The following is a 12104-nucleotide window of genomic DNA, read 5'->3' on the forward strand; positions in this document are numbered from 1 at the left end:
GGCGAACACGGGCATACCGGCATCCGCCGGTCGTTACCCTCGTCGTAAGGCGTCAGAAGACTCGGCGCCCGGAGGAGTCGACAATGTTCGAGAGATTCACGGACCGTGCCCGTCGAGTGGTCGTCCTCGCCCAGGAAGAGGCGAAGATGCTCAACCACAACTACATCGGCACGGAGCACATCCTCCTCGGCCTCATCCATGAGGGCGAGGGCGTGGCCGCCAAGGCCCTCGAGAGCCTGGGCATCTCGCTCGACGCGGTGCGCGAGCAGGTGCAGGACATCATCGGTCAGGGGCAGCAGCAGCCGACGGGGCACATCCCGTTCACGCCGCGTGCGAAGAAGGTGCTCGAGCTCAGCCTGCGCGAGGCGCTGCAGCTGGGCCACAACTACATCGGGACGGAGCACATCCTGCTCGGTCTCATCCGCGAGGGCGAAGGCGTGGCCGCACAGGTGCTCGTCAAGCTCGGCGCGGACCTCAACAAGGTGCGCCAGCAGGTCATCCAGCTGCTGAGCGGCTACCAGGGCAAGGAGCCCGCCGGCGTCGCCGCGGGTGCCGGCGAGCAGAACCAGCCCGCCCAGGGCGGGTCGGCGGTGCTCGACCAGTTCGGCCGCAACCTCACGCAGGCCGCGCGCGACAACAAGCTCGACCCGGTCATCGGGCGCGAGAAGGAGATCGAGCGCGTGATGCAGATCCTGTCGCGCCGCTCGAAGAACAACCCCGTCCTCATCGGCGAGCCCGGCGTCGGCAAGACCGCCGTCGTCGAAGGCCTCGCGCAGGCGATCGTCAAGGGCGAGGTGCCCGAGACGCTCAAGGACAAGCAGGTCTACTCGCTCGACCTCGGCTCGCTCATCGCCGGTTCCCGCTACCGCGGCGACTTCGAGGAGCGCCTGAAGAAGGTCACCAAGGAGATCCGCACGCGCGGCGACATCATCGTCTTCATCGACGAGATCCACACCCTCGTGGGTGCCGGTGCCGCCGAGGGCGCGATCGACGCGGCCAGCATCCTGAAGCCGCTCCTCGCCCGCGGCGAGCTGCAGACGATCGGTGCGACGACCCTCGACGAGTACCGCAAGCACTTCGAGAAGGATGCCGCGCTCGAGCGCCGCTTCCAGCCGATCCAGGTCGCCGAGCCGAGCCTGCCCCACGCGATCAACATCCTGAAGGGGCTGCGCGACCGCTACGAGGCGCACCACAAGGTGCAGATCACCGACGGCGCGATCGTCGCCGCGGCGAACCTCGCCGACCGCTACATCAGCGACCGGTTCCTGCCCGACAAGGCGATCGACCTGATCGACGAGGCCGGCGCACGCCTGCGCCTCAGCATCCTGTCGTCCCCGCCCGAGCTGCGCGAATTCGACGAGAAGATCGCGAAGGTCCGCGAGGACAAGGAGCGCGCGAGCGAAGACCAGGACTTCGAGAAGGCCGCCGCCCTGCGCGACGAGGAGAAGTCCCTGCTCGCCGAGCGTCTGCGCCTCGAGAAGCAGTGGCGCTCGGGCGACGTCGCGAGCCACGCGATCGTCGACGAGGGCCTGATCGCCGAGGTGCTCGCCCAGGCGACCGGCATCCCGGTGTTCAAGCTCACCGAGGAGGAAACCAGCCGCCTCGTGTTCATGGAGAAGGCGCTGCACCAGCGCGTCATCGGGCAGGAGGAGGCCATCGCGGCACTGTCCCGCACGATCCGCCGCCAGCGCGCCGGTCTCAAGGACCCGAAGCGTCCGTCGGGCTCGTTCATCTTCGCCGGGCCCACCGGGGTCGGCAAGACCGAGCTGGCCAAGGCGCTCGCCGAGTTCCTGTTCGACGACGAGGGCGCGCTGATCTCGCTCGACATGAGCGAGTTCGGCGAGAAGCACACCGTGTCGCGGCTGTTCGGCGCCCCTCCCGGATTCGTCGGCTTCGAAGAGGGCGGCCAGCTCACCGAGAAGGTGCGCCGCAAGCCGTTCTCGGTCGTGCTGTTCGACGAGATCGAGAAGGCCCACCCCGACATCTTCAACTCGCTGCTGCAGATCCTCGAAGAGGGTCGTCTGACCGACGGTCAGGGACGCGTCATCGACTTCAAGAACACCGTGATCATCATGACGACCAACCTCGGCTCGTCGGCGATCGCCGGTGGCCCGGTCGGCTTCCAGGTCGAGGGCAACGCCCAGACGACCTACGAGCGGATGAAGGGCAAGGTCGACGAGGAGCTCAAGCGCCACTTCAAGCCCGAGTTCCTCAACCGCGTCGACGACGTCATCGTCTTCCCGCAGCTGGACAAGTCGGAGCTCCGTCAGATCGTCGGCCTGTTCACGAAGCGGCTGAGCGAGCGACTGCTCGACCGTGACATGACGGTGGAACTGTCGGATGCCGCGAAGGACCGCCTCATCGAGATCGGCTTCGACCCGACGCTCGGTGCCCGGCCGCTGCGCCGCGCCATGCAGCGCGAGGTGGAGGACCGCCTGAGCGAGAAGATCCTGCACGGCGAGCTCAACAGCGGCGACCACGTGAAGGTCGACGCCGAGAACGGGCAGTTCACGTTCGAGCACGGCCCGCGCGGCGAGAAAGTCGCGGTGGGCGTGTCGACGGTGCCCGAGATCACGGCGACGCCCGACCTCGCGGCCGGCTCCTGAGCTGACACGGACGACGCCCCTCCCGGATGCCGGGAGGGGCGTCGTCGTGTGTGCGGGCGTTTCGACTCGCTCCGCTCGCTCGACGACCGGGGGGGCAGGCGCACCAACCCCGGTCGTTGAGCGAGGAGCGCAGCGACGAGTCGAAACGCCCGCGCCTCACGGGATCTGGTAGATCCGCACCGTCGAGTTCTGGTGCTCGACGTACAGCGCCGTCGTCAGCTCGCGGAACTCGCCGTCCTCGTTGTGGCTGATGAACGACACCACCGGCGGGCCGTCGGGTCGGTACTCGACCTTCGACACCGTCATCGTGTGGTCCATCCCCGCCTGGGTCTCGCCCCAGCTGAACAGCCCGATGTCGCCCACGCGCACCCGGTCGAGGTCGGCCTCGGTGGAATAGGTGAAGCCCAGGCTGTCGAAGTAGGCCGCCATCGGCGCGGTCGCGATCCACGGCTTCGAGGCCGTCCACATCGCGCCCTCGGAGTACCAGGTGCGGTCGGTGTGCCAGCCGCGGGCGATGAGCCCCTGGCTCGCGAAGTTCGTGCAGTCGCCGCCGTACGGGTTGTAGTCGCCCCACTCGCCGGAGTTGTAGTTGAAGACGTACTGGTGCAGGTAGCCGAGCTGTGCGGCGACGTCACCGCCGGTCGGCTGCGTGTTGGTGCCGGCGGATGCTGCGGCCAGCTGCGCGCGGTACGCCTCGGCGTCGGCCTTGACGGCGGCGACGGCCTGATCGACCCCGGACTGCGCGGCGGCCGCATCCGCCGGTGTCGTCGCGGCGCGCAGCGTCTGGGTCGCCTGATAGAGCGCGTCCTCGGTGGGACGGGCGGCGTCGGAGTAGTCGCCGAGCACCCCGAGGGCGGAGTCCGCCGCCGCGACGACGTCCACACCCGGTCCGGTATCGGCCGACGCGGGCTGGGTCGACGCCGTGTCGGCGCCCCCGGCATCCGGGGTGGAGGAGGGTGCCGGACGCTCGCCGAGCGAGCGGATGAATCCGAAGATCCCGACCGTGAGTGCGGCGACGATGATGGTCGACACGATCACCGCGAGCGCGCGGCGACGACGCACGACGCGGCGACGGCGCTGCGCGCGGGTGAGCGAGCTCCGGGTGGACACGACCCGACCCTAGCAACGGGTGCTGGGCGGATGCCGCAGGCGTGCCCCGTGCGAACTCACGCGTCGAGCGGGGCGACGTCGACCTGCACGCGCAGCGTCGAGGTCTTCGCCTCGGTGAAGATGATGCCCTTCACCGGCGAGACGTCGCCGTAGTCGCGGCCCCACGCGACCGTCACGTAACGGTCGTTCGCCCACTGGTCGTTCGTCGGGTCGATCGCGAGCCACTCGTCGGTGCCGGGCAGCCACACCGCGAGCCACGCGTGCGACGCGTCGGCGCCGAAGACGCGCTCCTTGCCGGGCGGGGGCTGCGTCGCGAGGTAGCCCGACACGTAGCGGGCGGCGACGCCGTGCGCGCGCAGGCAGGCGAGGGCGACGTGGGCGAAGTCCTGGCACACCCCGGCGCGCTTGCTCATCGCGTCGGCGACCGTCGAGGTCACCGTCGTCGCCGTGGAGTCGTAGTCGAAGTCGCGGTGGATGCGCTGCATGAGGTCGGTCGCGGCCTCGCCGATCGGCCGCCCGGGCGTCAGCGAGAGCGCGCCGTAGGCGGTCGCCGAGTCGACGTGGCGCACGCGCGGCGACTCGAGCGCGAACTCCGCCGCCCGCCAGGCGCCCGGCTGCGTCGGAGCGTGCAGCGGGCGGGCCAGCTCCCACGGCTGAGCGAGCGCGTCGGCGTCGTAGTCGGGCTCGGTGACGACGACGTCGCTCGTGCAGGCGATGGCGAGCTCGTCGTGCGGGGCGGTCACGTGGAAGTACGTCGCGGAGTTGCCGAAGTAGTCGGTGTCGGGGCTGAGATCGCCCGGATGCGGCGCCACGGTGACCTCGGAGGAACGCACCGTCTGCCACGGCAGGGCGCGCGGGATCAGATGGAACTGCCCGACGGAGTCTTGCACCGGGTCGCTGTAGCTGTAGGCGGTGCGGTGCCACACGCGGTACTGCTTCATGCGCGGGCCTCCATCTCTTCGATGAGCGCGAGCGACGACAGCGACACCGGCGGCGGGCCGACCTCGAAGTGCAGGTCGGCGATCGAATCGGCGAGCTGCTCGAGCCGCGCCAGCAGGTCGAGCAGGAACGGCTCCAGCGCCCGACGGCGGCCGCCCGTCGAGGCGCCGAGCGCGGCGACGTCGACCGCAGCGAGGTCGCGGATCAGATGCTCCAGCAGCCGCTCCGGACGCGACGATCCGGTCGAACTGGGCATCGCGGCGAGGTGCCCCTGCACGGCGGCGAGGCTGAACGCGATCGACCGAGGGTTGCCGTCGTCGAGCAGCAGCAGGTCGAGCATGCCCGGCACGCGCAGCGCCGCGCGGTAGCGGCGGCGGTAGGTGACGATGCTCTCCGACGCGATCAGCAGGCCTTCGAGCACCTCGCGCTCCTCGCGCGGATCACGCCGGTCGATGACGCCGGCGGCGAGCACCTCGCACACCTGGAGCGCGCGCTCCAGGGCGCGCCCGGCCTCCATCATGTGCCAGCCGGGGTCGCGCACCATGTTCGCCGAGACGCCGTACAGCGACAGCAGTGCCGACAGCATCCGTCCCGCCGACTCCTGCGAGCGGTGTGGATGCGGCGACACCCGCAGCGCCCGCACCGCGCGTTCCACCTGCGAGAACACGCGCCACGTGTCGCCGGAGAGCTGGTCGCGCACGCCCGAGAGCGCGTCGCGGAGGTGCGCGATCGAGTGGGCCGCCGAGCCGGGGCGGTCGCCATCCAGCAGCAGTGAGCGGAACTCGGCTTCGGGATCGGCGGCGGCGCGACCGGCGAGGCGGGCGATCACCTGCAGCAGCACGACGGCGTCGGCCGGGATGCCGGTCGTGTGCGTGCCGGGGCGGTCGATCTGCTGCTGCGCGGTGAGCACGAGACGCAGCAGGTCCTCGGCGCGCTCGGCGTAGCGTCCGCTCCAGAACAGGTCGGCCAGCGCGCGCGGCGCGAGTGAGGGGACCGTGCGGGAGGCGGGCAGCGGATCGAGCTCGGCCAGGCCCTGGTCGGGGTCGGCCTCGTCGGCCTTGAGCACCCAGACGTCCTTCGACACCGGCGGGGCGTCCGTGCTTTCTCGCATCGTGACGAGGCCGCCCACGAGGGGGCGGTAGACCGAGCCGTAGCGCAGCGTGAACCCGCGCAGCACGATCGGCAGGGCGCCCGCCCGCGTGCCGCCGCGCCACGACGGCGCCTGCGACAGCGGCAGCAGCTCCTGCCCCACGTAGCGGTGAGGTGCGGCGGCGATCAGGTCGGCGAGCTCCGCGGGGGTGCGGCCCGCGAGCGAGCTGCGGGGACGGTCGATCGGACGCACGAACAGCGTCGGGTCTTCCGCGCGCAGGCGCGCCAGCACGCTCTCGCGCGCCCCGGCGTCGCCGCACCACCAGGTCGGCGTCGACGGCAGGCGCAGCTGCTCGCCGAGCAGGTGCTCGCACGCGGCGGGGAGGTACGGCATGAGCGCCGGGTTCTCGAGCACGCCGGCGCCGAGCCCGTTCACGAGGCGCACGTGACCGCGGCGCACCGCCTCGGCCAGGCCCGCGACACCCAGGCGTGAGTCGCCGCGCAGCTCCAGCGGGTCGCACCATTCGGCATCCACCCGTCGCACGATGACGTCGATGCGCTCGACGGGTGCCTTCGCCGGCCATCCCGCGGGCTTCATCCACACGAAGCCGTCGCGGACGACGAGGTCGCCGCCCTGCACGAGGGGAAAGCCGAGCGCGTTCGCGAGGAACGCCTGGTCGAACGCGGTCTCGGAGAGGGTGCCGGGGGAGAGGATGACGACGCGCGGGTCGGTGACGCCCTCCGGCGCCGACGAGAGCAGGGCGGCGTGCACGGCCGAGAAGTAGGGCTCGACGCGGTGGAGGCTCCCCTCCTGGTACAGGTCGGGCAGCACCTGCGACATCACGCGGCGGTTCTCCATCGCGAAGCCGAGGCCCGACGGCGCCTGCACGCGATCGGCGAGTACGTGCCACTCGCCGTCGGCGTCGCGTCCCAGGTCGGCGGCGGAGAGGATCAGCGGATGCGGGTCGACCGCGCTCGCCCGCGCCAGCGGCCGGGCGAAACCGGAGTGGCCCGTCACGGCGGCCGCCGGGATGATGCCCCGTTCGAGCAGCGTGCGCTCGCCGTACAGGTCGACGAGCACCGCGTTCAGCAGCTCGGCGCGCTGGGCGAGACCGACATCCAGCGTCGCCCACGCCGCGGCGTCGACGACGAACGGGAACGGGTCGAGCTGCCAGGGCTGCGCGCCCGCCTCGGGTCGTGCATACGAGACGCCGTCGTCGGCGAGGAAGCGGGTGATCTCGCCCTCGATGCGCTGCAGCGTCGACGGGGTGAGCTCGAGGGCGGGGGCGGCCAAAGCCTTCCACCCGGCGCGCAGCGACCCGTCGGCGTCGACGACCTCGTCGTAGCGCGCCGTGTCGGCCGAGAACGGCAGGGTCGGCTGGGCCACCGTCGCGGCGTAGTCGCGCAGCACACTCACGCTCGGGCCGCCTTCGGGATCAGGACTGTGGGTCGTGCTCCGCAAGACTATCGGCGCCGCGGGAGGGTGCGTGCGCGGCGGGCGCGGTGCCGCATCGCCGGGCGGGAGGGTGCCGCATCCGCGCATTAGTGTGGTGCGGGTGAGCACGTTCGTCGTCCGCCCCGCGCGCACCTCTGACGTGCCGGCGATCCTGGCGCTGCTCGACCCGTGGGTGCAGCGGCGCATCCTGCTCGGCAAGGAGCGGGTGACCCTGTACGAATCGGTGCAGGAGTTCGTCGTCGCCGAGGCGGGCGAGCAGATCGTCGGATGCGGCGCGCTGCACGTCATGTGGGAGGACCTCGGCGAGATCCGCACGCTCATCGTCGACGACCGGTGGCTGCAGCACGGTGTCGGCGGGCGCATCGTCGCCGGACTCGAGCAGCGGGCGCGCGATCTCGGACTCAGCCGGCTGTTCTGCCTCACGTTCGAGGTCGAATTCTTCGGCCGTCGCGGCTTCGAGCCGATCGGCGAGCAGGTCGTCGACGCCGACGTGTACTCGCAGCTGCTGCGCAGCCCCGACGAGGGTGTGGCCGAGTTCCTCGACCTCGCCCACGTCAAGCCGAACACTCTCGGCAACACCCGCATGCTCAAGCGGCTCTGAGAGCGGCTCGCCCGTAGCCTGGAAGGGTGAGCACCGCACCCCGCCGGCCGTCGCCCGCCGTGTACCGCCGGCGGCGCCTCGCGGTGCTGCTCGCCGTGCTGCTCGTCGTGGGCGGCGGCGTCGCGCTCGCCGTCTGGCAGCCGTGGAACGGCGTCGGGGCCGCGGCGCCACGGACGACCACATCCGCGTCCGGCTCCGGCGTGCCGACGAGCCCGGCCGCATCCACGCCCTCGGCGAGCCCGTCGGCGACGGCGGATGCCGCCCCGACCGACCCCGCCGAGACCCCGGCGCCCGCGGAGCCTACGGAGCCGGAGGCGGCCGAGATCACGCAGTGCGAGACCCGCTCCCTCGCCGTGACGGCGGTCACCGACAAGGAGTCGTACGGCTCGGGCGAGCTGCCGCAGCTGTCGATCACCCTCGCCAACACCGGAGCCGACCCGTGCCTCATCGACGTCGGCACCGCGACGCAGAGCTTCACGATCACGAGCGGCAGCGACACCTGGTGGCGTTCGACGGACTGCCAGTCCGAGTCGGGCAACCAGGTCGTGCAGCTCGCGGCGGGGCAGACGGTCTCCAGCGCCGCGCCGCTGTCGTGGGACCGCACGCGGTCGTCGGTCGACACGTGCGGCGGCAACCGCCCCGGTGCGCTGCCGGGCTACTACAACCTCACGGTGACGATCGGCGGAGTGCTGTCGCAGCCGGTGCAGTTCCGTCTACGCTGACGTCATCCACAGGTTCTCGGGCGGTTTTCGCCTGGAAAGCGGCGAATTCCTGAGAACATTCTCATGCATTGTCCCCCTTTTGGGGGACCCGCGCGCAAGGGTGGCCGGTTACGCTGGACTCAGCTCCCGCCACTGGTGAGTCCCCATTGTCCCCAGCGATGGATCGTCGTCTTCCCCAGAGACACGATGCAGGATCCTCACCGCGGTGAGCAGGGCCCTCTCGAATTTCCCAGTCCCCAATGGGGAGATCGAGAGGGCCCCTTCCTTTTCCCTCCTGGTTCGTTGCACGGGCCATGGGCGAGGGGTCCGTCATCCGCACCCGCGTACGCTGGACGGATGGCCGGGAAGAAGCGCGCGAAAGCGGCGAAGGGCGAGCCCCTCGAGTTCTCCAACTCGCAGCTCGCGGATGCACTGCAGACCCAGGACATGGCGGCCCTCGCGTTCGCGCTGCGCCACGGACCGACAGTCGTCCCGCTGATGAAGCCCGGCCAGCGCGACAACCCGCTCGACAGCGGCGAGGTGTGGACGTTCCGCGACCCGAACACGGGCCAGGTCGCGCTGCTGCTGTTCAGCGACGCGAAGAACAAGCCCGCGACGCTTCCGCCCGCGGTCGCGCTGCAGTCGCCGGGGTGGCTGAAGGCGTTCCTCAACGTGCACGCCGACGAGATCACGACGGTGTTCTTCGACATCGCGGGCCCGCATCCGATGCAGGCCGCCCCCGCCGACCTGCTCGCCGCCCTCGAGGTCTGACCGCCGCCCTTCGCTCCGCAGTCAGAAGAGGCGGGCGGATGCCGGTGCAGGCCGCCGCTCGTGACTGGTGAGCGCGCGCGCGCCGCGCTCAGCAGTCAGAAATGCTGGGTGGATGCGGCTGTGGGTCGCCGTTCGTGACTGGTGAGGGCGGCGGATGCTGCGCGCTGCGTGTGCGCCGGTAGGGCGAGGCTTCAGCAGTCAGAAGTGGTGGGTGGTTGTCGCCGTAGGTCGCCGTTCGTGACTGGTGAGGTCACGCACCGTGCGCTCGGCAGTCAGAACCGGTGGGTGCCCGCCGCCGGGGGGCGCCGTTTGTGCTGGCGAGCGGAGCGGGTGGGCGCGCGGCGCACAACCGGCGCGTCAGAAGTCGGGGCGGTCGCGGCGGTCGGCGGGGTGCAGGCGGGCGAGGTCGGAGAGCGCGGACTGCACCGTGTTCGAGGACCGGTCGAGCACGGCGCGGTAGCCGAGGCGCGTCGCCTCGGAGCGGCGCTGATCGTGCTGGGTGACCGCGCGGATCTCGCCGGCGAGGCTGAGCTCGCCGACGGCCGCGACGCCGGTCGGGTTGCGCCGACCGGTGACGGCGCTCGCGACGGCGAGGGCGATCGCGAGGTCGGCCGCGGGCTCGACGAGCCGCACGCCGCCGACGGTCGAGACGTACACGTCCTGGTCGGACAGCTTGAGCCCGGCGCGCTTCTCGAGCACCGCGAGCACCATGGCCACGCGGGCGGCATCCACCCCGCTGACGATGCGGCGCGGATTGCCGCCGCCGGCGGGGAGCGTGAGCGCCTGCACCTCGACGGGGAGGGCGCGGCGCCCCTCGAGGGCGATCGTGACGCACGTGCCGGGTTCGCTCGAGCCGTGCCCGAGGAACAGGGCGCTCGGATCGGGGACCTCGGCGATGCCGTCGCCGGTCATGTCGAAGCAGCCGACCTCGTCGGTCGCGCCGAAGCGGTTCTTGAGCGCCCGCACGAAGCGCAGCGACGTCTGCCGGTCGCCTTCGAACTGGCACACGACGTCGACGAGGTGCTCGAGGATGCGGGGACCGGCGATCGAGCCGTCTTTCGTCACGTGTCCCACGATGATCACCGGCAGGTCGCGCTCCTTGGCGACGCGGATGAGGGTGGATGCCACTTCCCGCACCTGGCTGGGATGCCCGGCGACGCCGTCGCTCAGGGAAGACGACACCGTCTGCACCGAGTCGACGATGAGCAGTTCGGGTTGCACCTGGTCGATGTGTCCGAGGATCGTGGCGAGGTCGGTCTCGGCGGCGAGGTAGAGCTCGTCGTGCAGCGCTCCGGTGCGCTCGGCGCGCAGCCGCACCTGGCCGAGGGACTCCTCCGCGCTCGCGTACAGCACGCGGCGACCGGCCCGGGCGCTCTGCGCGGCGACCTCGAGGAGGAGCGTCGACTTGCCGACGCCGGGCTCGCCCGACAGCAGGATCGCCGCGCCGGGCACGACGCCGCCGCCGAGCACCCGGTCGAACTCGCCGATGCCGCTCGTGCGCCGCGGCGCCTCGCTCGTGTCGATCTGCGTGATCGGCCGGGCCGCGCGCAGCGGCGTGGATGCCGTCACCGTGTGCACGATGCCGGTCGCCGTGGCAGCCTCCACGACGGTGCCCCACTGCTGGCATTCACCGCAGCGGCCCACCCACTTGGCGGAGGTCCACCCGCATTCGGTGCAGCGGAAGGCGCTCGTGGTGGCGGGGCGTCGGGTGGCCATCCTGCAAGGCTAGCCGCGGCATCCGACACCCGGACACGACGATGCCGCGACGGTGGAGACCGCCGCGGCATCGGTACGTGCGTGGACTCAGCGCAGCGAGACGGCGACCTCGCGCAGCGCGTCGGCCGAGCGGCGGAACAGGCCCAGCTCGTTTGCCGAGAACGTCGTCTCGCGGATCGGGGCGGCACCCTTCGCGTTGACGATCGACGGCACCGAGAGGGCGACGCCGCTCACGCCGTGGAAGTCGTCGAGCACGGTCGAGACCGGCAGCACGGCGTTCTGGTCGCCGAGCACCGCCTCGACGATGCGCGCGCTGGACAGGCCGATCGCGTAGTTGGTCGCGCCCTTGCCCTGGATGACCTTGTAGGCGGCGTCGCGCACGTCGACGGCGATCTGGTCGAGCTCGTCGACGGTGAACTTCGGCTGGCCGTCGAGGGGCTGCCAGTCGAGGATCGGCACGGTGCCGATCGTCGCGTGCGACCACAGCGGGAATTCGGTGTCGCCGTGCTCGCCGACGATGTAGGCGTGCACGCTCGCGACCGAGACGCCGGCGCGCTGGGCGATCTTCACGCGCAGACGCGACGTGTCGAGCACGGTGCCGGAGGCGAAGATGCGCTCGACGGGCAGGTCGGTGGCCTCCTGCGCGAGCACGGTGAGCACGTCGCAGGGGTTCGTGACGATGACGAAAACCGCGTCGGGGGCGACGTCGAGCAGCCGCGGCATCATCGTCTTCAGGATGTTGGCGTTGACGCCGGCGAGCTCGGTGCGCGTCTGGCCGGGCTTCTGCTTGGCGCCGGCGGTGATGACGATGACGTGCGAGCCGGCGGCCACCGATATGTCGGAGCCGCCGGTGATGTCGCTCGACCCGGTGAACTGGGCGCCGTGGGAGAGGTCGAGCACCTCGGCCTCGGTCTTCTCGGTCGCGATGTCGTACAGCGCCACGTGGCGCGCCGACCCGCGGATGAGGGAGGCGTAGGCGACGGAGGATCCGACCGCACCCGCGCCGACGACAGTGAGTTTCGAGTTCTCGATCACGCTCATGGGCTCAGTCTGGCAGGACGGATGCCGCACCGGCCACCGTCGGATGGCCAGGGGTCTTGCCGGGGGCGCGGCAG

General features: G+C 71.3%; 9 protein-coding genes. 4 read left to right on the forward strand and 5 right to left on the reverse strand.

Annotation, left to right across the window (positions count from 1 at the left end):
• Positions 1–83 precede the first annotated feature (83 nt).
• Positions 84–2606, forward strand: coding sequence for an ATP-dependent Clp protease ATP-binding subunit (locus tag C7474_RS14400; protein ID WP_121061122.1), 2523 nt, complete (start codon positions 84–86; stop codon positions 2604–2606).
• A gap of 156 nt (positions 2607–2762) precedes the next feature.
• Here the strand turns inward: C7474_RS14400 and C7474_RS14405 are convergent, their stop codons facing one another.
• Genes C7474_RS14405 through C7474_RS14415 form a run of 3 tightly spaced genes read right to left on the reverse strand, consistent with a single transcriptional unit; the run spans position 2763 to position 7161 of the window.
• Positions 2763–3716 carry an amidase domain-containing protein gene (locus C7474_RS14405; RefSeq protein ID WP_121061124.1) on the reverse strand — a complete coding sequence of 318 codons (954 nt, stop codon included), beginning with the start codon at positions 3714–3716 and terminating at the stop codon, positions 2763–2765.
• Between the two features lie 56 nt (positions 3717–3772).
• Positions 3773–4657: a transglutaminase family protein gene (locus C7474_RS14410; RefSeq protein ID WP_121061126.1), complete on the reverse strand. Its 885-nt coding sequence runs from the start codon at positions 4655–4657 to the stop codon at positions 3773–3775.
• Positions 4654–7161, reverse strand: coding sequence for a circularly permuted type 2 ATP-grasp protein (locus C7474_RS14415; RefSeq protein ID WP_121061128.1), 2508 nt, complete (start codon positions 7159–7161; stop codon positions 4654–4656). The genes C7474_RS14410 and C7474_RS14415 overlap by 4 nt, the downstream gene beginning before the upstream one ends.
• Positions 7162–7300: 139 nt before the next feature.
• Between C7474_RS14415 and C7474_RS14420 the strand changes: the two genes are divergently transcribed.
• The 3 genes from C7474_RS14420 to C7474_RS14430 all read left to right on the forward strand — a co-directional run bounded on the left by C7474_RS14420 (position 7301) and on the right by C7474_RS14430 (position 9273).
• The gene (locus C7474_RS14420) at positions 7301–7801 is read left to right on the forward strand and encodes an amino-acid N-acetyltransferase (protein WP_121061130.1); all 501 of its coding nucleotides are present in this window, start codon (positions 7301–7303) and stop codon (positions 7799–7801) included.
• Between the two features lie 26 nt (positions 7802–7827).
• A complete protein-coding gene (locus C7474_RS14425) occupies positions 7828–8523 on the forward strand; it encodes a hypothetical protein (RefSeq protein ID WP_241965281.1) in 696 nt (231 codons plus the stop codon).
• A 336-nt stretch (positions 8524–8859) separates the two neighbouring features.
• Positions 8860–9273, forward strand: coding sequence for a dehydrogenase (locus C7474_RS14430; protein ID WP_121061132.1), 414 nt, complete (start codon positions 8860–8862; stop codon positions 9271–9273).
• Positions 9274–9630: 357 nt separating this feature from the next.
• Here C7474_RS14430 and radA read toward each other — a convergent pair whose 3' ends face one another.
• Together radA and C7474_RS14440 are read right to left on the reverse strand one after the other, a co-directional pair.
• Complete coding sequence (radA, locus tag C7474_RS14435) at positions 9631–10989, reverse strand: DNA repair protein RadA (protein WP_121061134.1); 1359 nt, start codon at positions 10987–10989, stop codon at positions 9631–9633.
• A gap of 87 nt (positions 10990–11076) precedes the next feature.
• The gene (locus C7474_RS14440) at positions 11077–12030 is read right to left on the reverse strand and encodes an L-lactate dehydrogenase (protein WP_121061136.1); all 954 of its coding nucleotides are present in this window, start codon (positions 12028–12030) and stop codon (positions 11077–11079) included.
• Between the last annotated feature and the right edge of the window lie 74 nt (positions 12031–12104).

Origin of the sequence: Microbacterium telephonicum (assembly GCF_003651225.1) — a bacterium.
Taxonomy (GTDB): Bacteria; Actinomycetota; Actinomycetes; order Actinomycetales; family Microbacteriaceae; genus Microbacterium; species Microbacterium telephonicum.

What these genes read in the sequence shown, in the direction of transcription:
- C7474_RS14400 (WP_121061122.1), top strand. Translation starts at nt 84, where the DNA reads ATGTTCGAGAGATTCACGGACCGTGCCCGTCGAGTGGTCGTCCTCGCC.
- C7474_RS14410 (WP_121061126.1), bottom strand. Translation starts at nt 4,657, where the DNA reads ATGAAGCAGTACCGCGTGTGGCACCGCACCGCCTACAGCTACAGCGAC.
- C7474_RS14430 (WP_121061132.1), top strand. Translation starts at nt 8,860, where the DNA reads ATGGCCGGGAAGAAGCGCGCGAAAGCGGCGAAGGGCGAGCCCCTCGAG.
- radA (WP_121061134.1), bottom strand. Translation starts at nt 10,989, where the DNA reads ATGGCCACCCGACGCCCCGCCACCACGAGCGCCTTCCGCTGCACCGAA.
- C7474_RS14440 (WP_121061136.1), bottom strand. Translation starts at nt 12,030, where the DNA reads ATGAGCGTGATCGAGAACTCGAAACTCACTGTCGTCGGCGCGGGTGCG.